Consider the following 22,440-nt stretch of genomic DNA (forward strand, 5'->3'; position numbering starts at 1 on the left):
CATGCACGCATGCGATCAGTCGCGGTATCTTGCGATATTCAACCATCGACGCAGGCTGTGCTTTGGAGGTTCGAAAATGCAGATGAGGCCGGGACGACGGCATGAACCTCCGTCACCGGGTCGAGCTAGGCGACGTTGGTAGGAAGGCCTTGCGGCTGCGCACCGCCGCAGACATGCGCTTCGAGGCGCGGCAGGAAATCCCAGATATCGCGGTTGATCTTCGTCATCTCGTTGGTGGTCCGCAGCATCTCCTGCAGCCGGCTTTCATCCAGCGCCTTATCTCTCCGAATCTGAGGCCGGACTTTGTTTCCGCCAATCGCATCGATTGGGTATGGGTGATGGCGCCCGAAGAGTCGAAGATGAGCATGCAGTGATTTCAATTCATTTCGAACCTTGGTGGATTCCGAAAAGCGCTCGACAAGTGCGGTCAGACTCCTAGCGAGAGCCTTGTCGGTCACTCTGATCTTGACCAACTGCTGGATCAGATCGAGTCTCGCGCGGGTGGTATTCAGCGTGGCGAACACGACGGCGGCTGACGCTTCGTCGGTCCGCAACAGGATCATCAGAACGTAGATGAAGAGACCTTCGTTATTCGACCAGCTACAGATCAGGTTGCCCATCAGGGCGAGAACGAATGTGCGGCGATCTGCGGAAGCCGGAGCAGCGGCGGCCAGCATCGAAATCCGTTTTGGGGGCAGCTTGCTGACAAACATCCGCGCCGTGCGAGGTCGACAACAATACTATCGTACCCGCTTGCAGTCGAGGAATGAGAAAACACGCTTTAATGACCAGTTTTTGACGACATCCGGTGACATTCGGTCTTCTTGGCATCCCCCGTTAACGAGGGTAAAGTCTTTTTTGAACAATTAAGATACAGAGTGAACTAATTCACAGCGACTCTGTGCGGTTCTGAAGGAATCTATCGATATCATCGGTATTAAATCCGGGGGCGCGTTATGTCAGTCCCACGCAAGAAGACTGTATTTATTGTAGACGCAATGGCCTTTCGACGAGCTCGAGCGGAGAGTTTCTTAAGTCCCTGGGCCAGCAACGAACAGGTCGAGCTGATTTCGCTCGATCCCGATGAGGCGCACACGAGGCTTATCGAGCGGAGCGCCTGCGAGATGCTGATTTACAGCGTCGGCGCCCCCTCTCCCCACGAGGTCTTCACCGAGATACAGGTGCTGCATACCCTTCGCCGGGAGGCGGCACTTGCCATCATCTCCGACGATGAACACCCCGCCACCGTTCTCGCCGCGATCCGTTGCGGAGCCCGGGGCTACTTCAGCAATTCCATGGCGCCCGAGCTTGCGTTGCACGCCCTTTCATTCGTCCTCCATGGCGGCACCTACTTTCCGGCCACCGCCATCCTGGCCAGCCAGACCTTCAGCCCGCCGGCGCCTCTCGAATACAGACAACCGGACCTGTCCCAGGAGCAAGCGCTTCCGGAGCCTGAACAACAGACGCGGGCGCCCCCTCTCGGGCCGGAGGACGGTCCTTACGACCAGCCAGGGTCCCTCTTCTACGGCAAGGCGGTAAGCGTGCAGCGCGACCATGGCCCAAACGGCACGCGGCACGCGCCCGAGTTTACCGAGCGGCAGTGCGCGGTGCTGGCTTGCCTCTGCCAAGGCGATCCCAACAAGGTGATCGGTCGCAAGCTCGGCATGACCGAAACGACGGTGAAAGTCCATGTCCGCGAAATCATGCGCAAGCTGGGCGTGAGCAACCGGACCCAGGTCGCGATCGCCGCGGCGCGCGTCTCCTTCGACAGTCCCGTCGAACTCATTACTCCGGATTCACCCATGACGATCAGGTCATCCTTATCTCACTAGCAGTTGATTTTCGGCATTGCGCCGGTTGCCATCGAGCCATCCTGGATCGGCGCTTCTGCGATCCGCACACAAGAAATCATCAGTAGAAGAGAATCTGCGCCTGGCTGACTTCGGATGTGGAGCCATGGGCGCATCATGGGCGTCATCCAAGTTCCGTTTTCGAAGTGGATTGCATCGTCCCCCGCGGAAATGAAACAGGGAACCGGTCGCTGTCACAACGAGCGCGTTGGAGTAGATAACGGATCATTGGTGATAATCCTTACGATATAGGGAAACGAAAGATAGGGCGCTGGGGAGGTCACCCCTCATTTCCCTGTCATCGCTCCTGCCGGAACTCGCGGCAATTCCTCCGGCGATCTGTCAGCTAGAGCCTTTTCCTGATTGAACCAAAACCGGGCTCTAGATCTTGTTTTGACGCGTTTTCTTGACGCGAACCGGTCCACCTCGGATCAAGTCCGGGCAGGCTTTCGCTGGAAAACGCATCTAGCGCCTGGTTGCGGAAAGCGGCGGTATTCTATTGCAATGCCGCAATATATGACTATCGTCATATAACAGCGATCGAACAGGAGAACCCGCAATGGCCGCAAGCCCCGATCCCGTCGTCATCCTTTCCGCCGCCCGCACGCCGCTTGGCCGGTTCATGGGTGAGTTGTCCCCCTTCAGCGCGCACAGGCTCGGCGCTCACGTGATCGGAGCGGCGCTGGAACGGGCGAAACTCGCGCCGGAGCGGATTGAGGAGGTGTTCATGGGCAACGTGCTGCCGGCCGGACAGGGCCAGGCGCCGGCACGCCAGGCTGCGCGCGGCGCCGGACTGCCTGACGCCACCGGCGCCACCACGGTCAACAAGGTGTGCGGTTCCGGCATGAAGGCGACGATGCTGGCGCACGATATCATCAATGCCGGTTCAGCCTCGATTGTGCTATCCGGCGGCATGGAAAGCATGTCGAACGCGCCCTATCTCCTGGCCAAGGCGCGCGGCGGCTATCGCGCCGGGCATGGCCGGATCATCGATCACATGATGATGGACGGGCTGGAAGACGCCTACGAGACCGGCCGCTCGATGGGCGACTTCGGCGAGGCCACCGCGGAGGCCTATCAGTTCACCCGCAAGGACCAGGACGCCTACGCGATGGAGACCTTGACCCGCGCCCGCAAGGCGGTCGAGGGCGGCACTTTCAGGGCCGAGATCGCGGCGATTACATTGGCCGAGAAAGCGGGTTCGCGCGTCATCGCCAATGACGAGCATCCGCTCAAGGTCGACCCCGCCAAGATTCCCGGATTGAAGCCCGCGTTCCGCGCGGGCGGCACCATCACGCCGGCCGCCTCTTCCGCGAATGCCGACGGCGCCGCCGCACTGATCCTGGCCAAGCGCTCGCTCGCCGATCGCGACGGGCTGCCGGTGCTCGCCGAGATCAAGGGCCACGCCACCCACAGCCAGGAGCCGCAATGGTTCACCACCGCGCCGATCCCGGCGATCCGCAAGCTGCTCGACAAGGTCGGCTGGGCTGTTTCCGACGTCGACCTGTTCGAGATCAACGAAGCGTTCGCGGTGGTGGCGATGGCGGCGCAGAAGGATCTCGGCATTCCCGGAGAAAAACTGAACGTCAATGGCGGCGCCTGCGCGCTCGGCCACCCGATCGGCGCCACTGGCGCGCGACTGATCGTGACGCTACTGCATGCGCTGGAAGCGCGGAACTTAAAGCGCGGTATCGCTGCGCTCTGCATCGGCGGCGGAGAAGCGACCGCGATCGCCGTCGAGCGCGCCGTTCGCTGATCGGACGATCGGAAAGATCGCGAGCGGCGCCAAAGGTGTCGCTCGCCGTTTTCGGGCCACGCCTCAAGCTGCCAGGGCGGCATGTCTCAAGCGCCTTGTCGCCGCACGCCTCACCTTTTCGAAGGCCAAAGCTTCGATCTGCCGCACGCGCTCGCCGGAAATCGACAGTTCACGCCCGAGCTCTTCCAGACTCGGCGGATCCTCGCGAAGCCGCCGGGCCTCGAACACGCGGCGCTCCCGCGCCGTCAGCACATCAAGGGCCGAATGGAGCGCCCTCGCCCGTTGCCCGCCTTCATCCTGTTCGGCGATCATAGCCTCCGCGTTCGGCGAAGGGTCGACCAGCCTCGCTTCCCATTCCGTAGGCCCGTCATCATCGACGGATGCATTCAGGGAAAGGTCGCCTGTCAGACGGCTGCTCATCTCGATCACATCGCGAACGGGGACCGCGAGCTCCCGCGCGACAGCCTCGGCCACCTCCGGCGTAAGGCCCGTCCTGTCGCCGCCGAACTTGCGCACGGCGCGCCTGAGCCCGAAGAACAGCTTCCGCTGAGCGGCCGTCGTCCCGATCTTGACCAGCGAGCGCGACCGCAGAATGTAATCGTGGATCGCGGCCTTGATCCACCACAATGCGTAGGTGGAGAATCTGGCGCCACGGCCCGGCTCGAAATGCGAGGCCGCGATGACAAGGCCGAGATTGGCTTCCCCGATCAGATCGGCAAGCGGCAGGTCGTATCGCTGATAGCGGCGCGCCACCTTGGCCGCGAGCCGGAGATGGCTGGTGACGAGCGCATCGGTAGCGCTTCGGTCTCGGTGCTGCTGCCAGCGCCGGGCAAGCTGCTGCTCGCGCGTCTGTTCAAGCAGAGCGTATCGCTTGATGAGCGTGGCATATTCATCGACGATATCTCGCGATCTGTCTCCAGTCAGCGGCTCGCGCCTGTCTGACAGTATGGTCGTGCTGTGGGCGTTCATGGGTGGCTCCAATCCATCGGGTCCGGCAGAGCGACCCTAGGAAAGACGCCGCGATGCAGCCATTAAATTGGAATTGAGGAATCTAAATTCGCTGTTAGCGTTCGTGCAGCTCTTATCTCGATTCAAAATCGCACGCTTTCCTTCCAGAACGAGATCGCGAAGCGTCGAGCGCGAGCTTCTGCAGCTCAAGCGAATTCGAAACGACCGCTCCCTCTGCAAACGCTTTGCAAGACGGCTCAAGATCAGTCGAGATTTGTAAAAGGCAATTTAGTGGGACGCGGTCGCGCCCGCCCTACATCTCCGTCATGCATCCGCTGCCTGGATGCAGCCTCAAGCGAGCAGTTCGCATTCGAAAAGAACACGCGCCCGTTGCGGCATGTGACTGCGCGTGCGCGTCCAGCGAACTGCCGCGTAGATGATATGGAGAAAGACAATGAGCTCGATCAAGACCATCGCTGTCGCAGGATTGCTGTCCATGATGGCGGCAGCGCCTGCCTTCGCGCAAGAAGCCATCCAGGAGCCAGGCAGTTTTGCATTTTTCTATCCGAATCTGGACGTGCTGAATGGCGGTGCGCCGACGCCGGCTTACAGGATGGAAGGGCTGCCGCCCTCGGTGATGCAGGCCTACAACGAAAGGGAAAGCGGCATGGCCGGCCCCAGCGTCTGGCAGCGTCGGCGTGTCCACCACGCATCCCGCGCCGAGCATGATGACCGCCGGCACGGGTGACGTTGGCGGATAGCGACCTATGTCCGGCCACCTTGCTCATCGGGGCAAACGATCTCCACCCGGCCTCCCGGGCCGGCGTGGATGATCAGGCGAAAGCCGTGCAGCTTCACGATTGCAGAGACCAGGTTGAGCCCGAGGCCGATGCCCGGCGTGTTGCGAATCTTGTCCGAGCGATAGAACCGGCGCAAGACGGCGTCATGTTCGTGCGCGCTGATCCCTGGACCCGTATCGGTCACGCGCAAGATGGTCTCGCTCTCACCGCGCAGCAGCGCGAGCTCGACCCTGCCGCTCCAGGGCGTGAACTTGATGGCATTGTCGACGAGGTTGGCCACCGCCTCCAGCAGCAGGTCGCGATCGCCGCGCACGGAAAACTTGTCGGCTATGTTCACGCTCAGCGCGATCTGCTTGTCTTCGGCTATCGGCTCGTACATGTCGCAGACCTCGCGCAGCATGTCGCCGAGCGCAACGTCGCCAAACGCGGACGAGCGGCGGCTGTTCTCGATCTCGGCAAGCCGCAACAGCGCCGTGACGATCGACAGCGACTGGTCGATGCCGGCGATAGCCTTGTCGACAACTTCCTGGAGTTGCTCCAGGGTCGTCGCGTTGGTACGGCCGCGCTCGAGCGTCAGACGAGCGCGCGTCAGCGGCGTTCGCAGATCGTGGGCGATGTCGTTGCCGACGCCGGCCAGCGCGTTGATCATGGTCTCCAGCTCATCGAGCATGCGGTTGACGATGGCGGCGAGCCGCGAGAACGGTTCATCGACGTTCTTGTGCGGCAGCCGCTCGCGTAGATCTCCGGCGATGATGCGCTGGACGCGCAGGTTGACCTCCTCGACCCGCCTGTGGGCGCGCGCGCTCAACCAGGCGCCGGCCAGCAACCAGAGACAGAACGCAGGCAACAGGCCAAGCGCCAGCGCCGCGCCGACGACCCTGAAGACTTCCGCCGTTTCGTCGACGTTCCGTCCGACCACCAATATGTCGCCGTTCTCGAGGCGCCGCGCGACGGTTCTGACGTCTGTCACACCGGCTTCCTTGTCATCAAGGCGCACCAGCGGCATGCTCCGCGCCGGTGCCCCGATGTCGAGCCCGTCCGGCAGGGCTGCGACGTTGCCGGCCAGCCGATTCCCCTGCGCGTCGAACACGCCGGAGAACTGAACGCCGCGGGAATCCTGCCCGAGATGATCATTGAGCGCACCGATCAGACGCTCGCGCGGCAATCCGGCAAAGAAGCCGATCTGCGTCGTGATCATGCTATCGGATCGCGCGATCAGGTAATCGTCGATTCTGAAGTAGATGAAACCGAACAAAATCGTGACGAAGATCGCGAACAGGCCCGCCAGCACCGTGGTCCAGTGGAACGTCTTCGAGCGTATGAACTGCAACTGAAGCTTCCCAATCCTGCCGTCCGGTTGCCTTGCCCGACGGCGCGAGCGCCCGGTACGATCGCTAAAAATCAGTCAGGGCACGGCACGAAGAATGAACCCTGCGCCGCGGACATTTTGAATCATCGGGGCGTCGCCCGGACCGTCGACCTTGTGCCGCACGCGGCCCATATGAACGTCGACCAGGTTGGTGGCGGGCACGAACTTGTAATTCCAGACCTCTTCGAGCAGCATCGCGCGCGTCAAGAGCTGGTCGCTCCGCCGCATCATGTATTCGAGCAGGCGAAACTCGCGCGGCAAGAGATCGATCCTGCGCTCGCCGCGTTTTGCCGTCCGCTCGATCAGGTCGAGCTCGAGTTGCCCTACCCGCAGGTTGGTTTCCCGCGTTTCCGGCGGGCGGCGCAGCAGCGCCTCGATGCGCGCAACGAGTTCGACGATCGCAAACGGCTTGGTGAGGTAGTCGTCGCCCCCCATCCGCAATCCGCGCACGCGGTCATCGACCGCGCCAAGCGCGCTCAGCACCAGCACCGGCGTGCGCACCTGATCTTTCCGCAAGGACTCGATGACGGTGAGGCCATCCATTCCCGGCAGCAGGCGGTCGACGATCATGGCGTCCGGCCGCAGGTCGCGCGCCTTGGCAAGACCATCCAGGCCGTCGGCCGACCATGCTACCTCGAAGCCACGATCGGCCAGTTCGGCCGTGATTTCCCCTGCCGTCTCGCCGTCATCTTCTATGAGGAGAACCTTCGTCATCCGATCGATCCGATTGCTATCAAGATACCCTCTCGACGCCAGGCGGCAATGATACGCTGGGCAACCGATAATGCCATGGCGACGCGCACAAGTCTCACGGTTCAGGGGAGCCAGACAGCGCCGCGATCCCTACCAGATCCCGCAGGCGCCATCCGCCAGGCGGCCATTCCGCCGCCTCGGGACGAGCACGGCAGGGCCCGCTCGAAACAGTTAGCCGTCGGCGGCCCGTTGCGCCAATAAATAGCAATTTAATGAATCGGCGGGCCTGCATTGTCCGATCAGCCGGCGCGATGTCGGACAGATCGGGACCCGCATGACCTTCACGCCGAGTTGAGAGCGCGTGAAGCGATATTCGCTTTGGACGACGGCGGGCCAGCCGCACGTCACAGGAAGAAGCCGGCCTGGCTTCCCTCACCTATGGAGAACACCCATGCGCAAAGTCAAACTTCTATCGGCTGTGTTGCTCACCGCAGCCACCTTCGCCACTCCGGTACTGGCCGCCAACACGCGGCATGTCGTAACCGATGCCAATGGCCGCGTGATGTCGACGATGCATCGCGACGAAAGCGGTAGCTGCGTCCGCGCTCCGCGCGTCGGCGCCTATGCCACGGCGCCGTGGACCAACCCGCCTTGCGAACCCAACACCGGTTACTGATCCGCTCTCGTTACGACCCAACAATGAACATGTCGGGCTGGCGGATATCCCGCCGGCCCGTCTTCTTTTGCCCGCGCCAACGTGTTCTCCTTTGACGCATATCTGCTGCGGCTGCTCCTGTTCGTGAATGCCAAGGCGGCGAAGACTAACGCCGAATTTAATGGATGCCTTGTGCATCGCACCTACCTGTCACTCATCCGACGTTTTGTTCGCGCGACCCGTTGAAGCTCGGGCGCCACGGCGCCGAGCAATCTGACTGAAAGGAGTGTCACGATGAAACGAATGTTCACGATACTGGCAACGGCTCTTCTCGCTTCGAGTCTGGTGGCGGGCGCGGCCGAGGCCCGCGGTGGTGGTGGTGGCCACGGCGGAGGTTTTGGCGGCGGCTTCGGTGGCGGCGGCCATATGGGCGGTGGCTTCGGTGGCGGTGGCCACATGGGCGGCTTTGGCGGCGGAGGCCACATCGGAGGCTTTGGCGGCGGAGGCCACATCGGAGGCTTTGGTGGCGGCGCCCATATCGGCGGCATAGGCGTCGGCGAACATCTGGGAGGTCTCGGCGGTGGCCACATCGGCGTTGGCCACATCGGCGCGCATGGTTTCGGACTCCACCAGCACGCCGTGCATCGTTTCGACAGGTACGGGCCGGGATACGGCTACGGGTACTACGGTTATCCCGATTGCTATGACTGGTACTACCTGCACCCCTACAGCCCCTTGCCCTTGAGCTGTAGCTGAACCCGCCGCGCAGGACCTGCGCGCAGGCTGTGAGTTCGGAGGACGTTTTCCTGCTTTCTTCAAACGTCCTCCGGACCGATCCCCCAATAGCCCTGAGGATATCGCGTGGACCTCGCGCCACGCGTTGTCGTGCCGGTCGAACGGTACTGGAGAGCAACATGAAACGCTTCCTGATGATCACGGCAGCCTCTGCCTTGCTGTGCGGCCCGGCCTTTGCGCAGCAGGCTCAGGTGATGCCGACGCCTTTGCTGGCGGCGACTTCGCCGCTGGGCATGGTGCCAAGCGCGCCGGTCGGCGGCACTGGCATCCCGCTCGGCGCAACGGAAATCGCCTCACCCGGCGTGAGTCCGGCACCGGCCGACCAGACCGGCACAATCGGCAGCTCCGTATGCTCGACGATCGGCACGGCACCGTCGACGATGTTTGGATCGGCTGCGACCTTCGACGGCGGCGGCGTGGCGGTCGGGACGGTCACACCGCAGAGCACGATGTCCGCGATGCCGATGGCGGGAGCGGCAAATTCATCGGGAATGTCGTCATCGGGCATTCCGCCGACATCGGCGCTGATCGATACCTCGGGGACATCGAGCATGTGCGGCGCAGGCTCGGGCAATCTTGCAGCGTCATCGACGCCGATGTCTCCGGTGGCGCCGGGCGGCGTGGCGCGAACCGGAATTCCAATGGGTTCGACGGAGATCGCCAATCTCGGCGTCAGCTCCGCTGCGGCAGTGCCGACCATCGGCGTCGCGCCCACCATCAGCACCATCGCGCCGACAATCCCGACGGTGCCCGCCGTCACGCTGCCTGCACCGAACACGACGGCCGTCGCCGCGTCCACCGACGCCATCACGGGGATACCGAACATCACAGGGGCGCCGAGCACAATACCAGGCCTATCAACCGCCGCCACGATGTTCCGTTGAGCGGAAACCCACGCGCGAGAAGCAGCCATGAAAAAGAAAGTCGCAATACCCGCAGTCCTGTTCTGCGCCGTCGCTGCCGGCGGCCTTCTCTACTTCACGCACGCCGACGTGTTCAAAGCCGCTGTCGCGGCCGCGCCGCCACCTCCGGTTCCGGTCGTGGCCGGCGTGGTCGCGCAGCATGACGTGCCGATCTACCAGAACGGCGTCGGTACCGTGATCGCGTACAACACCGATGTCGTGCGAGCCCAGATCCAGGGTCAGCTCATCAGCATCAATTTCACCGAAGGGCAGACCGTCCATGCCGGCGACTTGCTCGCGCAAATCGATCCGCGCCCCTATCAGGCTCAGATCGACCAGTTCGAGGGCAACCTGGAGCGCGATCAGGCCCAGCTCACCAATGCCCGCGCCAATCTCACCCGTTACAACCAACTCGGTGACAAGGGCTGGGCCACGCCGCAACTGATCGAAACCCAGAAGGCGCAGGTCGGCCAGCTCGAGGCCGCGATCAAGACCGACCAGGCGCTGATCGAGGCGGCCAAGGTGCAACTCAGCTACACGCGTCTGACTTCGCCGATCGACGGCGTGGTCGGCATTCGCCAGATCGACGTCGGCAACATCATCAGCCCGACCACGGCCAACGGGCTCGTCGTCGTGACGCAGCTCGATCCCATCTCGCTGATCTTCACGCTGCCGGAAGGCGTGCTGCCGCAGATCCTCAAAGAACAGCAAGCGACCAGGACACCGCTTCCAGTCCTCGCCTACAATCAGGATGACACCCTGCAGCTAGGCCGGGGCGAGCTCGCGCTGGTCAACAACGAGATCCTGCAGACGACCGGCTCGATCCAGCTCAAGGCAACCTTCCCCAACAAGTCTCGCGAGCTGTGGCCGGGTGAACTGGTGAATGCGCGGCTGCTTGTCACGACCCGACATAACGGGCTGACCGTCCCTGCTTCGGTCGTACAGCAGGGTCCGAACGGCGCCTATGCCTATGTCATCAAGCCCGACAGCACGGTCGCGATGCGCCCCGTCAAGGTCGCACAGATCACCGATGGCGAGGCGCTGATCGATTCCGGCTTGAAGGCCGGCGAACAGGTCGTCGTCGACGGACAATACCGGCTGCAGCCGGGCACACATGTCACGCTGCTGCACGGCGAAGCGGCCGAGGAAGCAGCGGCACAGCAAGCGCAACAGGCGACGATCCCATGAACATATCCGCGCCCTTCATCCACCGGCCGATCGCAACGGCGCTCCTCATGGTCGGCCTTCTGGTCGGCGGCCTCATTGCCTACCCGTTGCTGCCGGTCGCGGCGTTGCCGAATGTCAACTACCCGACGCTGCAGGTGACGGCGCAGTTGCCGGGCGCGGACCCGCAGACCATGGCGGCGTCGGTAGCGACACCGCTCGAACTCCAGTTCGGGCAGATTCCGGGTCTCCTCCAGATGACGTCGGCGAGCGCACTCGGCTTCACCCAGATCACGCTGCAGTTCGATCTGAACCGCCAGATCGACGGAACGGTCAGCGATACGCTGTCGGCGATCAACGCCGCGAGTCCCTTCTTGCCGCCCGGCATTCCCTATCCGCCCACCATCCGCAAGGTCAATCCGGCGGACACGCCGATCCTGGTGCTCGGTCTCACATCGGACAGCCTGCCGCTGACCACGGTGGATGCGTACGCGGAAAACATTCTGCTGCAGAAGATATCGCAAATTCCGGGCGTCGGCCTCGTCGGCATCGGCGGCCAGCAGAAGCCCGCCGTGCGCGTGCAGCTCGATCCGCAGGCGCTTGCCGCACGCGGCATCAATCTCGAGGACGTCCGCACGGCGCTCGGCCAGGCCAATGTCGATTTGCCGAAAGGCACGCTCAACAGCCCGCGCCAGACCTATACGCTGAACACCAACGATCAGCTCTTGAAGGCGGAGGACTACGCCAATCTCGTGATCGCCTACCGGAACGGCTCGCCGGTTCGCATCCGCGATGTCGGCCGCGCCGTCAGCGCGCCGGAAAACGACCTGATCGCCGGCTGGTACAACAACCGGCGCGCCGTCATCCTGGCGATCCAGCGCCAGCCCGGCGCCAACGTCATCGACACTGTCGAGCGGATCAAGGCCGAGATGCCGGTGCTGCAGGCCTCGATCCCGCCCGCGATCAAGGTCAACGTCATCTCCGACCGCACCGATACGGTCCGCGCATCCATCCACGACGTTCAGTTCACGCTGATGCTGACGGTTGCGCTGGTGGTGATGGTGATCTTCATCTTCCTGAGAAACTTCTGGGCAACGGTCATCCCGGCGGTCACCGTTCCACTGTCGCTAATCGGCACGTTCGCTGTCCTCTACGAGCTCGGCTACAGCCTCGACAACCTGTCGCTGATGGCGTTGTCGATCGCCGTCGGCTTCGTGGTCGACGACGCCGTGGTCGTGATCGAGAACATCGTGCGGCACATGGAAGGCGGCGCCACACCATTCGAGGCGGCGCTGAAGGGCGCCGGCGAGATCGGCTTCACCATCATGTCGATCACGCTGTCGCTGATCGCGGTCTTCATTCCGCTGTTCCTGATGGGCGGATATGTCGGGCTGCTGTTCCGCGAATTTGCCGTCACCGTCAGTGTAGCCCTGGTGCTGTCGCTCCTGATCTCGCTGACCTTGACGCCGATGATGTGCGCGCGGCTGCTCAAGCCGGAAAATAGGACGCACGGACGGTTGTTCCGCATCCTCGAAGCTGGCTTCAATTCACTACTCGGAGTCTACGAGGCCGGTCTCAAGATCGTGCTTCGTCACCGTTTCATCACCCTGTTGACGATGTTTGCGACCATCGGGCTGACCGGCTATCTCTACGTCGTCATCCCCAAAGGCTTCTTTCCGCAGCAGGACACCGGATTGATCATCGGCCTGTCCGAAGCCGCCCAGGATATTTCCTATTCTGCGATGACCGAGCGCCAGCAGGCGCTGCTCAATGCCATCACGCGGGATCCGGCCGTCGCATCCGTCGGCTCGGCGATCGGCGCCGGCGGCGGCAACACCACGGTCAACAATGGCCGCATCTATATTGCGCTCAAGCCCTACAAGCAGCGCGATAGCATGGAAACGGTGCTCGCCCGCCTGCGCACCAACCTGGCCAAGATCCAGGGCATAACGCTCTATATGCAGGCCGCGCAGGACATCACCATCGGCGGACGCGTCTCGAAAACCCAGTACCAGTACACGCTGGGCGATGCCGATCCCGGTGAGCTGAATCACTGGGCTGCGCTGTTCCTCGACAGGATCAAGAAGATCCCCGGCATCACCGACGTCGCGACCGACCAGCTCAATTCCGGTCCCCTGCTCGACATCTCCATCAAGCGCGAGGTGGCTTCGAGCTACGGCATCCTGCCCTTCACCATCGACAACACGCTCGATGACGCCTTTGGCCAGCGCATCGTCTCGACGATGTACACGACCCTGAATCAGTACCACGTCATCATGGAGGTCAATCCGAAATTCCAGTACTCGCCCGAGGCGTTGACCGGAATCTATGTCAAATCCTCAACCGGCCAGGAGGTGCCGCTATCGACGCTGGTCGACAGCGTGGTCAAGGTCGCCCCGCTCGTGGTCAATCACCAGGGACAGTTTCCGTCGGTGACGATCTCCTTCAACCTGCTCCCCGGCACGGCGATCGGCCAGGCGACCAGCGCCATCCAGAATATCGAGAAGCAGCTCGGCAAACCGCTTTCGCTGCAGACCAGCTTCCAGGGCAACGCACAGGCGTTCGGCGATTCCCTATCGACAACGCCGATCCTGATCGTGGCGGCGCTGTTCGTGATCTATCTCATCCTCGGCATCTTGTATGAGAGCCTGATCCACCCCATCACCATCATCTCGACGCTGCCGTCGGCGGGGCTCGGAGCACTGTTGTTGCTGATGGCGGTTCACCTCGATCTCAGCGTGATCGCGATCGTCGGCATCATCCTGCTGATCGGCATCGTCAAGAAGAACGGCATCATGCTGGTCGATTTCGCCCTGCATGTCGGCCAACAGGAGCGATTGTCGGCGGAAGACGCCATCTATCGCGCCTGCGTCATGCGATTCCGGCCGATCCTCATGACCACGATGGCAGCCATGCTTGCCGGCGTTCCCATGATGCTCGGCACCGGCGCGGGCTCCGAGATACGCCAACCGCTGGGCTACGCCATCGTCGGAGGACTGGCCGTGTCGCAGCTTCTCACGCTGTACACGACGCCGGTGGTCTACATCTATCTCGACCGGCTGCAGACCTGGCTGTTCGGCAAGAAGGAGCCGGCGATTGACGAGGGCTCCAACGTGATGCCGGCGGAGTGACGAGAGTTCCGGCGGCTCACTGAGACGCGATGAGATCCATTCGACTGTCAGGCTCTCTTCGGGTGTAAGGTCACAACCGAGCGCGAAGCTGCCTGCGCGCTCATCACCTCCTCAATGGCGGCCAGCAGCGCCGCCTGGTCGAACGGCTTGGAGATGCGAGGCAAGTGAGGCTGCGTCGAGCCGAGCAGTTCGGCATACCCTGTGCAGAGCACCACGGGCGTGCCGGGACGCTCGGCGGCCACTGCCTCGGCAAGCAGCAACCCGTTCATCCCCGGCATGGCGTAGTCGGTCACCACGATGTCAATCTTCGGCATTCGGTGCAGAAGCTGGACTGCCTCCTCGCCGGAGCGCGCCTCGATCACGGCGTGGCCGAGATCGTCGAGCATCGCAGCGACACTGTCGAGGACGAGAAGATCATCGTCTACGACCAGCACGGAAAGGGGGCGGCTGCCGCGGGACGCGGAACGCGACGGCTCCGCCGCATGGGGCGCCGGCAGCTTTTCCTCCTGAGAGGCGGGCAGCCAGATCTCGGCCGTGGTCCCTTCGCCGATGCGGCTCTTCAGCAGCAACACGCCTCCGGACTGTTCGGCCAATCCTTTCACCATCGAGAGGCCGAGACCGGTCCCCTTGCCGACGCCCTTGGTCGTAAAGAACGGCTCCTGCGCATGCCTGAGCGTCTCCTCGTCCATGCCGCATCCGGTGTCGCTCACCGAGAGCGCAACGTATCGTCCCTCGGCAAGGCCATCGATGGCATGCTCTTCGCGTGCAGCGATGCTGATAACCCCGCCACTGGCCGCGATCGCATCGCGCGCGTTGACGGCGAGGTTGAGGATCGCGAGCTCGAGCTGGTTGGCATCGACCTTCACCTTCGAAAGCTCGATCGGAAAACGGGTCTCGACCCGGATGGCTGGATCAAACTTCAGGAGAGCCGCCATTCCGCGCACCAGCTCCGGGACATCCACGACGACGGGCTTGAGGTCCTGCTTGCGCGCGAACGCCAGCATGCGCTGGGTCAGCGAGGCGCCGCGCAGCGCACCTTGAATCGCGTTGTCGAGCAGGCGGTGAATCCTGGGATCTTCCGGCTGGAGGCGCTTCTTCGCCAGTTCGAGGCTGCCCAGGATCACGGCAAGTATGTTGTTGAAGTCGTGGGCAACGCCGCCGGTAAGCTGTCCGACAGTCTCCATCTTCTGCGATATCACGAGCGCATCGCGTGTGCGCTCCAGCGCTTCCTGGGCTCGGCGCCGTTCCGTCACGTCGCGCACGATCTTGGCGAAACCGATTGCCTCGCCATGCTCGTTTTGCACCACGCGTATCGTCGCCTCGGCCCAGAAGCGGCTACCGTCCTTGCGAACGCGCCAGCCCTCGCCTGCCGACTTGCCTTCCCGCTTTGCGTCGTGAAGCACGGCATCAGGAACTCCGGACGCGCGGTCTTCCTCGGTGTGAAGGATGGCGTAGTCGGTACCTATGATCTCGTCGCCGTAGCCGATCAGCCGGCGTGCGCCGAGATTCCAGTTCGCCACCCGCCCTTCGGGATCGAGCATGAAGATGGCGTGGTCGGCCACCCCCTCCACCAGCAGGCGGAATTTCTCCTCGCTTCGCCTGAGTGCCTCGGCTTCGCGATCGGCACGTTCTGCCGAGGCGCGGTCGTACACGGCCGCGGCGAGCCCGATGACGAGGACGATGATCGTGGTGCCGGCGACCAGGAACGCGAGCGGCGCTTGCCCAACCGCGCCGTGGACTGCGCGGCCAAGAATGGCATCCGTGGCAACGAAGGAGGAGCCCCGCATGGCCGCGTAGTGCATCCCGGAGATCGCCAGGCCCATGACGGCGCCGGCCGATATGCGCTCGAGCACGCTCGTCGTGCGAAAGGCGAGCCACAGCGCAATGATGGACGCGCCGATCGCAATAGCGATGGAAAGCACAACCCAGAGGGGATCGTAGTGGATCGAAGCCGCCATCCGCATGGCGCCCATGCCGGTGTAATGCATGCCGGAGATCGCGAGCCCCATTCCGATGCCGGAAATGATGAGCGCGTTCGACCGCTGACTAACGACGACGAACGCGGCTGCAGCGACCAAAATGGGAAGCGCAAGCGAGAGCAGCGTCAGGAGTGGATCGTAGGAAATTTCGACGCCGGGCAGGCTGAACGCCAGCATGGCGACGAAATGCATGGACCAGATGCCGCCACCCATGGCGACGGCCGCAGCCCCAAGCCAGCCCAGGCTGGCGGAACCGGAAGCAGCTCGCATGCGGGTCGCGAGATCCAGTGCCGTGTAGGAAGAAAGCGCGGCGATCAGGACTGACAGCGCGACAAGAACGGGGTCATGGGTGCCTGGATGGTGATGCATTCCGTTCGATGACGCAGAGGGAAGCATCTCAATAGCACCGTTCTTGCGGCCGTGCATTGTTCCCGCGCCGAAAGGCATTGAGGGGGCCGAACTCGGCGGAGCGCCTGCCCGGGGCGGGAGGGATCGAACTTCCGAATGGCGGAATCGAAATCAGCCAAATTATCCAATGATTTCAAGGCACCTTTGGAAAAGCTCAAGACGGCCCATAGCCCATCGATAGCTTGGCAGCCGCTTCCAAATAGAAGCAGCCTCGACAGAGGATCGGTTCCGGCAGCATCTGGGAGCGACTGCGCTGAATGGCCTGCGCACGAATCAATGTTGGCGGCCCGTTGGGCGGCCCGGCACCCGGCGATAGATCGTCGTTCAGCCGTGATACGCAAACAGCTCGATTGGGTCGTTGAAGCCGCGCACCGGATATTCGCCGACGCGTTCGAGATCGAAATCGTTTTCGACGAAATCAGCGAACGCGCGGGACAGCAGCACCGTTTTTCCCAACTGTTTGGTGAGGGCTTCGAGACGCGAAGCCATGTTGACCGCAGGACCGATGACCGTGAAGTCGAGCCGGCTGCGCGACCCGATATTGCCGTACATGACGTCTCCGACGTGGACGCCGATGCCGTAATTCAACGGCTCACGACCGGTTTCGCCGTTTTTTTCGTTGAGGGCAAGCATCGCCTGACGGGCTTCAGCCACGGCATGCAGCAGATTTGCGCAGGCCGACGGCTGGCTCAGCGGAAAAATGGCAAGCAGACCGTCGCCGATGAATTTCAGTATTTCCCCGCCGTGTCGGGCAATCGGCTCCGACATCGCATCGAAATAGCCGTTCAGGAGATCAATGACGTCATCGCGCGGCCAGTTGTCGGAGATCCTGGTGAAATCACGCAGATCGCAGATCATGATGGCGGCGCGTACCGTCGTGCCGCTGCCGCGCCTGGTGGCGCCGGCTAAAATGAGCTCGCTGGCATGCGACCCGACATAGGTTTCGAGCAGCGTTCGCGCCAACCGGTTCTTGACACGGATTTCGCTGACCAGCGCCAGAACCGGCAACAGTTCCAACAGGCTGGCGATATGCGCGTCGTCGAAACCTCCTGGCCGGTCGGTTGCAAAGGTCACGATATGCCGCTTGCCGAGCGTATGGTATAGCGGCCACGCCACATAGTCGGTCAGGCCTTTCGCCCGCATCTCGTCAAAGACGGCATGCTTGCGGCCCAGTGACGGGTCCCGTTCGAGATTTTCGCGCACCTCGGAGGCACCGTCATGGAGTTCATTGGCGGGACTGCCGATGTATTCGGATCGCTCCCTGACGTCGTAGTCGACCCTCGCAATCTCCGCCTCGCGCATCCCGTCGGCCCACATGATCCGTGCGCCGAGCCATTGCGGATGGTGGATCAGGATATGAAGCGACGCCCGCTTGACGGGAACGCCTGCTCGCTGGAGCCGGATACACAGCTCTGCGAAAATATTGTCAATGAAGCGCTCATCGCGCGTGTCGTTTGTCAGCCAGTGCAGGACGTCCCGGTCAGAACGCGCGGCAACGGGATCGATTTTTGGCGGCGCGTTCATATCTTGCTCCTGAGCGGTGACCTGGATCGACGGTACAGGATATGTCGTATCCCCGCGCGACGTCGTCAACGGAGCCCGCCGCAATGCGCCTTCTGAATTTTCCTCTTCCGTTCACCCATTGATAGCGTTGGTGAATTTCCCGCGTCCAGGACGTCCAGAGGTTGAACGCACGCTAATGCCCGACGAAAACGGGCTTGCGCTTGTCGATGAAGGCGCGCACTGCCTCCTTGTGATCCGTCGTTCGCGCGGAGCGGACCATGTATTCCGCTTCCTGGTCCATCGAATCCAGAAGGCCTGTGGTCAGGGCATGGTCGAGGTTGTCCTTCATGCCAGCGTAAGCTTGCGAGGGACCATCGGCCAGCGACCTTGCAAGCGCAAATGCAACGTCGCGAAGCTCGGCGTCGGCTACCACCCGATTGACGAGCCCCAAGGTTTCGCAGCGGCGTGCGTCGATCCGCTCCGACAGAAACATCAACTCGCGTGCCCGGGACGTCCCCACCAGCCGCGTCAACAGCCAGGCGATGCCGTAGTCTCCGGTCAGGGCGATGCGGGCATATCCCGTGGTCATCACAGCCGATTCAGCAGCGATTCGAATGTCGCAGGCGAGCGCGAGCGCAAGCCCTGCGCCTGCCGCAGGTCCGGGAAGCGCTGCCATCGTCGGCTTTCGCAATCCAACCAACGCACCCGTAAGAGTGCGCTGCTTGATGCGCAAATCGGCGACCCGCTCATCGAGCGGCGCTTCGGCCTTGGCAGCATTGCTCCCCATGCCCTTGACGTCACCGCCGGCACAAAAGGCGGCCCCGGCACCCGTGATGAGCAATGCGCCGACGCGGGAATCGTCGCCGCACTGCCTGATCATGCGCCGCAGCGCGGGGGTCAGTTGATCGGACAAGGCGTTGCGGGCCTCGGCCCGGTTCAGCGTGATCAGCGCCACGCGATCCCGGATTTCACACAGCAGCTCACCTGTGCCGGTATCGACCTCGATCCGAGCTTCTGTCATTCGCGCTGCTCCCGTCGTGTCTTCACGCGACCTTCAGGGCTGCCTCGCTGTCGGCGTCCAGGAATCCCGTCAGCCGGTCCCTGATCAGTCGCTCGGCATCCGCCATGATGCGGTCGATCAGTTCCCTCACGGTCGGAATGTCGTGAATGAGGCCTGCGACCATGCCGCAGCTCCACGCGCCCGCGTCCATATCGCCCTCGATCATCACCTTCGGATAGACTCCAGCGACCTGCTCATGGATGTCACCAATCTTCAGACTTGCGCCCTTCTCGCGCTCAACCTCCAGCAACTGGTCGACGCCCTTGTTCTTCAAGACGCGCTCAGTATTGCGCAGCGCGCGCATGACCAGCACGGTGTCGAGTTCGGTCGCCTTGACCAAGGCCTGCTTTACATTGTCGTGGACTGGCGCTTCCTTCGTGGCGATAAAGCGCGTGCCCATGTTCATGCCGGCGGCCCCCATCGACAGCGCCGCGACGAGGCTCCGCGCGTCGGCCATGCCGCCCGACGCCACGAACGGAATCTTCAACTCGTCCGCCGCGCGGGGCAGCAGGATCATGTTCGGGATGTCGTCCTCGCCGGGATGGCCGCCGCATTCAAAGCCATCAACACTGACTGCGTCGCAGCCGATCTTCTCGGCCTTGAGCGAGTGCCGCACCGAGGTGCATTTGTGGATCACCTTGATGCCAGCGGCTTTCAGCGCCGGCATATACTGCTCGGGGCTGCGGCCGGCGGTCTCCACCGCCTTGACGCCGCCTTCCTTGATAGCCGCGATATATTCCGGATATGGCGGCGCGGTGAAGCTCGGCAGGAAAGTAAGGTTCACGCCAAAGGGCTTATCCGTCATATCGCGGCAACGCGCGATCTCCTTCGCCAATAGTTCCGGCGTCCTCTGCGTCAGGCCGGTGATGATTCCGAGCCCGCCAGCGTTCGACACCGCGGCCGCGAGTTCGGCGAACCCCACATAGTGCATTCCGCCCTGGATGATCGGATGTTCAATGTCGAACATCTCGGTAATTGCTGTCTTCACGCGTGCCTCCGGTTTGTTGATGAACGTCTGGTCCTGCCGACTTGATTGTTTAGTGAACGATTTCGAGCAGCCCTGCTGCGCCCATGCCGCCGCCGACGCACATGGTGACAACGGCGAATTTCGCCTTGCGCCGCCGGCCCTCGATCAAGGCGTGGCCGGTCAGCCGCGCGCCAGTCATGCCATAGGGATGGCCGACTGCGATCGAGCCACCGTTGACATTGAGTTTCTCCGGGTCGATCCCGAGCTTGTCGCGGCAATAGATCACCTGCACTGCGAATGCCTCGTTCAATTCCCACAAATCGATATCATCAATCCTGAGTCCGTGGCGCTTGAGAAGCCGGGGCACGGCGTAGACCGGACCGACACCCATCTCGTCCGGTTCGCATCCTGCGGCGACAAAGCCGCGGAAGATGCCGAGAGGCTTTAATCCCTTCTGCGCGGCCAGCTTATCGCTCATGATGACGGCGGCACTGGCGCCGTCCGAGAGCTGGCTCGCGTTGCCGCCGGTAATAGTGAAGCCCGGCCCCTTTGCCGGCTTGACGCCTGCGAGACCCTCGGCCGTCGTATCGGGACGCGGCCCCTCGTCCGCCGATAGTGTCACCTGCTGATAGGATACGGCGCCGCTCGCCTTGTCAGTCACCGCCATCGTCGTTTTGATCGGCGCGAGTTCGTCGCCGAAGCGGCCGCCCTGTTGGGCAGCCGCTGTCCGGCGCTGGCTCTCCAGGCTGTATTCGTCCTGGCGTTCGCGCGAGATGTCGTAGCGCTTCGCCACGATCTCGGCGGTATCCAGCATCGCGATGTAGGCGTCTCCCTTCATCGCCAGCAGTTCCGGATCGACGGCATGAAAGCTGTTGAACTGGGCGTTCTGGACCAGGCTGATGGATTCACCACCGCCGCCGATGGCAACCTCCACGCCATCGAAGATGACCGAACGCGCAGCCAAGGCAATCGCCTGCAGGCCAGACGCGCATTGCCGATCGATGGTGGTTCCGGCCACGCTGACCGGAAGTCCGGCCCGCAGCAGCGCCTTGCGCGCAATGTTCATACCCGTGGCGCCCTGTTGCATGGCGCAACCCATCACGACATCTTCGACCTCGCCGCCCTCGAGCTTCGCCCGCGACAGCGCCGAAGAGATGGCATGCCCGAGCAGGGTCGCGCCTTCGGTGTGATTGAGAGCGCCCTTGTAAGCCTTGCCAATCGGCGTGCGAGCGGTCGAGACGATTACGGCTTCGGTCATTGTTTACCTCTAGTCGGGGTGCGGCAGTCGATTTGCTGCGTTGGGAAGGAGATTCAGCTCTGCTGCGCGTACCGCATCAGATGATAGGCAGGATCGCCGAACTGGATGTTGATGGAGCTTATGCGCTTGAAGTAGTGGCCGACGTTCAGCTCGTCGCTCATGCCCATGCCGCCGTGCAGTTGCACGGCCTGCTCTGCAACAAAGCGTGCGGCGTAGCCGACCTTGGTCTTGGCGCCGGACGCCAGTTTCGATGCGTTCGGTTCCTTCGACGCCAGGGTTAGATTCAAATGCTGAGTGAGCGAAATCGATTCCTCAAGCGCGATGAACATGTCGACCATGCGGTGCTGCAGCACCTGAAACGTTCCCAGCGCAACCCCGAACTGCTTGCGCGTCTTGCTGTATTCGAGCGTTGCCGAGTTCAGCTCCGTCATGGCACCGACGGCTTCCGCGCAAAGGGCCGCGATGGCGCGATCGCGAGCCGCCTCCAGGGCCGCGACGCCCTCGCCTTCGCTCCCCAGCATCTGGCTGGCCGGCACCTCGACTTTCATCAGCGTGAGTTCAGCGGCGCGCCGACCGTCGATCGTCTTGAAGCTCTGCAGGTGAAGATTGGTCGCATGGCGATCTACGACAAACAGACTTACGCCGTCGCGATCGCGTTGCTGGCCCGAGGTGCGCGCCGAAACGATCAGCTTGTCGGCCCATGGCGCACCCACCACCGCTGCTTTGGTTCCGCTCAGAACAAATTTGTCCCCTTGGCGGCGTGCAGTAGTGGTGACGTTGTTGAAATCATAACGTGACCGTCCCTCCGCCCACGCCAGCGCCCATATCGCATCGCCCTCCATGACCTTCGGCAGGAACGCCTGGCGCTGCTCGGGCGAGCCGACGTCCTCGATCAGGCCACCGGCGAGGACAACCGTCTCAAAAAACGGCTCGACGACGAGGTTGCGGCCGAACTCCTGCATCACGATCATCGTGGCAAGCGAGCCGCCACCAAGGCCGCCGGAGCTTTCCTGGAACGGCGCGGCGCAGAGCCCAAGCTCGGCGAAGGATTTCCAGTGCCTGCGGCTCCAGCCTTCATCGGTCGCAACGATCTTGCGGCGTTCGTCGAAATCGTACTGCTCGCGCAGGAAGCGTTGAATGCTGGACCGGAGCAATTCCTGTTCTTCCGTCAACTGAATGTCCATCAGATGCCTCGTGCGCTG

18 protein-coding genes are annotated in these 22,440 nt (G+C 62.7%); 7 read left to right on the forward strand and 11 right to left on the reverse strand.

The features are described from left to right. Positions 1–125: 125 nt before the first annotated feature. Positions 126–677 carry a hypothetical protein gene (locus tag YUO_RS40530; RefSeq protein ID WP_347335927.1) on the reverse strand — a complete coding sequence of 184 codons (552 nt, stop codon included), beginning with the start codon at positions 675–677 and terminating at the stop codon, positions 126–128. Between the two features lie 321 nt (positions 678–998). Here YUO_RS40530 and YUO_RS0112055 point away from each other — a divergent pair, with 321 nt between their 5' ends. Both YUO_RS0112055 and YUO_RS0112065 read left to right on the forward strand, forming a co-directional pair. After that, positions 999–1,832 (forward strand): response regulator transcription factor, encoded by an 834-nt coding sequence (locus YUO_RS0112055; protein WP_028347485.1) that lies wholly within the window; start codon positions 999–1,001, stop codon positions 1,830–1,832. A 577-nt stretch (positions 1,833–2,409) separates the two neighbouring features. After that, on the forward strand, positions 2,410–3,606 hold the full coding sequence (locus tag YUO_RS0112065; RefSeq protein ID WP_028347486.1) for an acetyl-CoA C-acyltransferase: 1,197 nt from the start codon (positions 2,410–2,412) through the stop codon (positions 3,604–3,606). Between the two features lie 63 nt (positions 3,607–3,669). Here YUO_RS0112065 and YUO_RS0112070 read toward each other — a convergent pair whose 3' ends face one another. Beyond that, a complete protein-coding gene (locus YUO_RS0112070; RefSeq protein WP_083754561.1) occupies positions 3,670–4,575 on the reverse strand; it encodes an RNA polymerase factor sigma-32 in 906 nt (301 codons plus the stop codon). A gap of 433 nt (positions 4,576–5,008) precedes the next feature. Here YUO_RS0112070 and YUO_RS40535 point away from each other — a divergent pair, with 433 nt between their 5' ends. Further along, positions 5,009–5,302 carry a hypothetical protein gene (locus YUO_RS40535; protein WP_035726603.1) on the forward strand — a complete coding sequence of 98 codons (294 nt, stop codon included), beginning with the start codon at positions 5,009–5,011 and terminating at the stop codon, positions 5,300–5,302. Between the two features lie 17 nt (positions 5,303–5,319). Here YUO_RS40535 and YUO_RS40540 read toward each other — a convergent pair whose 3' ends face one another. After that, complete coding sequence (locus tag YUO_RS40540; protein WP_235782691.1) at positions 5,320–6,684, reverse strand: sensor histidine kinase; 1,365 nt, start codon at positions 6,682–6,684, stop codon at positions 5,320–5,322. A gap of 75 nt (positions 6,685–6,759) precedes the next feature. After that, on the reverse strand, positions 6,760–7,437 hold the full coding sequence (locus YUO_RS0112085) for a response regulator transcription factor (protein ID WP_028347488.1): 678 nt from the start codon (positions 7,435–7,437) through the stop codon (positions 6,760–6,762). Between the two features lie 430 nt (positions 7,438–7,867). Between YUO_RS0112085 and YUO_RS0112090 the strand changes: the two genes are divergently transcribed. Continuing rightward, positions 7,868–8,092: a hypothetical protein gene (locus YUO_RS0112090; protein ID WP_028347489.1), complete on the forward strand. Its 225-nt coding sequence runs from the start codon at positions 7,868–7,870 to the stop codon at positions 8,090–8,092. 273 nt (positions 8,093–8,365) lie between these two features. Next, positions 8,366–8,827, forward strand: a complete 462-nt coding sequence (locus YUO_RS44715; protein WP_083754562.1) for a hypothetical protein — start codon at positions 8,366–8,368, stop codon at positions 8,825–8,827. A gap of 226 nt (positions 8,828–9,053) precedes the next feature. Here YUO_RS44715 and YUO_RS0112100 read toward each other — a convergent pair whose 3' ends face one another. Continuing rightward, positions 9,054–9,692: a hypothetical protein gene (locus YUO_RS0112100; RefSeq protein WP_028347491.1), complete on the reverse strand. Its 639-nt coding sequence runs from the start codon at positions 9,690–9,692 to the stop codon at positions 9,054–9,056. Between the two features lie 85 nt (positions 9,693–9,777). On the opposite strand from YUO_RS0112100, the gene YUO_RS0112105 reads away from it, so the two are divergent. Together YUO_RS0112105 and YUO_RS0112110 are read left to right on the forward strand one after the other, a co-directional pair. Continuing rightward, complete coding sequence (locus YUO_RS0112105; RefSeq protein WP_028347492.1) at positions 9,778–10,956, forward strand: efflux RND transporter periplasmic adaptor subunit; 1,179 nt, start codon at positions 9,778–9,780, stop codon at positions 10,954–10,956. Next, positions 10,953–14,063: an efflux RND transporter permease subunit gene (locus YUO_RS0112110; RefSeq protein WP_028347493.1), complete on the forward strand. Its 3,111-nt coding sequence runs from the start codon at positions 10,953–10,955 to the stop codon at positions 14,061–14,063. Before YUO_RS0112105 ends, YUO_RS0112110 begins: the two co-directional genes overlap by 4 nt. A 47-nt stretch (positions 14,064–14,110) precedes the next feature. On the opposite strand, the gene YUO_RS0112115 is transcribed toward YUO_RS0112110, so the two are convergent. The 6 genes from YUO_RS0112115 to YUO_RS0112140 form a co-directional block, all read right to left on the reverse strand. Then, on the reverse strand, positions 14,111–16,411 hold the full coding sequence (locus YUO_RS0112115; RefSeq protein WP_028347494.1) for an MHYT domain-containing protein: 2,301 nt from the start codon (positions 16,409–16,411) through the stop codon (positions 14,111–14,113). 363 nt (positions 16,412–16,774) lie between these two features. Further along, entirely contained in the window at positions 16,775–17,974 is a 1,200-nt protein-coding gene (locus tag YUO_RS0112120) for an adenylate/guanylate cyclase domain-containing protein (protein WP_028347495.1), read from the reverse strand. A gap of 172 nt (positions 17,975–18,146) precedes the next feature. Continuing rightward, the gene (locus tag YUO_RS0112125; protein ID WP_028347496.1) at positions 18,147–18,974 is read right to left on the reverse strand and encodes an enoyl-CoA hydratase-related protein; all 828 of its coding nucleotides are present in this window, start codon (positions 18,972–18,974) and stop codon (positions 18,147–18,149) included. A gap of 22 nt (positions 18,975–18,996) precedes the next feature. Further along, entirely contained in the window at positions 18,997–20,001 is a 1,005-nt protein-coding gene (locus YUO_RS0112130; RefSeq protein ID WP_028347497.1) for an NAD(P)H-dependent flavin oxidoreductase, read from the reverse strand. 49 nt (positions 20,002–20,050) lie between these two features. Beyond that, entirely contained in the window at positions 20,051–21,238 is a 1,188-nt protein-coding gene (locus YUO_RS0112135; RefSeq protein ID WP_028347498.1) for an acetyl-CoA C-acyltransferase, read from the reverse strand. Between the two features lie 53 nt (positions 21,239–21,291). Next, positions 21,292–22,422 carry an acyl-CoA dehydrogenase family protein gene (locus YUO_RS0112140; protein WP_028347499.1) on the reverse strand — a complete coding sequence of 377 codons (1,131 nt, stop codon included), beginning with the start codon at positions 22,420–22,422 and terminating at the stop codon, positions 21,292–21,294. Positions 22,423–22,440 lie beyond the last annotated feature (18 nt).

This window comes from Bradyrhizobium murdochi, from assembly GCF_000472965.1.
GTDB lineage: Bacteria > Pseudomonadota > Alphaproteobacteria > Rhizobiales > Xanthobacteraceae > Bradyrhizobium > Bradyrhizobium murdochi.

Excerpts from the sequence above, each read along its gene's own strand:
- YUO_RS40530 (WP_347335927.1), bottom strand. The coding sequence starts at position 677 with ATGCTGGCCGCCGCTGCTCCGGCTTCCGCAGATCGCCGCACATTCGTT.
- YUO_RS0112055 (WP_028347485.1), top strand. The coding sequence starts at position 999 with ATGGCCTTTCGACGAGCTCGAGCGGAGAGTTTCTTAAGTCCCTGGGCC.
- YUO_RS0112065 (WP_028347486.1), top strand. The coding sequence starts at position 2,410 with ATGGCCGCAAGCCCCGATCCCGTCGTCATCCTTTCCGCCGCCCGCACG.
- YUO_RS0112070 (WP_083754561.1), bottom strand. The coding sequence starts at position 4,575 with ATGAACGCCCACAGCACGACCATACTGTCAGACAGGCGCGAGCCGCTG.
- YUO_RS40535 (WP_035726603.1), top strand. The coding sequence starts at position 5,009 with ATGAGCTCGATCAAGACCATCGCTGTCGCAGGATTGCTGTCCATGATG.
- YUO_RS0112085 (WP_028347488.1), bottom strand. The coding sequence starts at position 7,437 with ATGACGAAGGTTCTCCTCATAGAAGATGACGGCGAGACGGCAGGGGAA.
- YUO_RS0112090 (WP_028347489.1), top strand. The coding sequence starts at position 7,868 with ATGCGCAAAGTCAAACTTCTATCGGCTGTGTTGCTCACCGCAGCCACC.
- YUO_RS44715 (WP_083754562.1), top strand. The coding sequence starts at position 8,366 with ATGAAACGAATGTTCACGATACTGGCAACGGCTCTTCTCGCTTCGAGT.
- YUO_RS0112100 (WP_028347491.1), bottom strand. The coding sequence starts at position 9,692 with ATGTTCGGTATCCCCGTGATGGCGTCGGTGGACGCGGCGACGGCCGTC.
- YUO_RS0112105 (WP_028347492.1), top strand. The coding sequence starts at position 9,778 with ATGAAAAAGAAAGTCGCAATACCCGCAGTCCTGTTCTGCGCCGTCGCT.
- YUO_RS0112110 (WP_028347493.1), top strand. The coding sequence starts at position 10,953 with ATGAACATATCCGCGCCCTTCATCCACCGGCCGATCGCAACGGCGCTC.
- YUO_RS0112115 (WP_028347494.1), bottom strand. The coding sequence starts at position 16,411 with ATGCATCACCATCCAGGCACCCATGACCCCGTTCTTGTCGCGCTGTCA.
- YUO_RS0112120 (WP_028347495.1), bottom strand. The coding sequence starts at position 17,974 with ATGAACGCGCCGCCAAAAATCGATCCCGTTGCCGCGCGTTCTGACCGG.
- YUO_RS0112125 (WP_028347496.1), bottom strand. The coding sequence starts at position 18,974 with ATGACAGAAGCTCGGATCGAGGTCGATACCGGCACAGGTGAGCTGCTG.
- YUO_RS0112135 (WP_028347498.1), bottom strand. The coding sequence starts at position 21,238 with ATGACCGAAGCCGTAATCGTCTCGACCGCTCGCACGCCGATTGGCAAG.
- YUO_RS0112140 (WP_028347499.1), bottom strand. The coding sequence starts at position 22,422 with ATGGACATTCAGTTGACGGAAGAACAGGAATTGCTCCGGTCCAGCATT.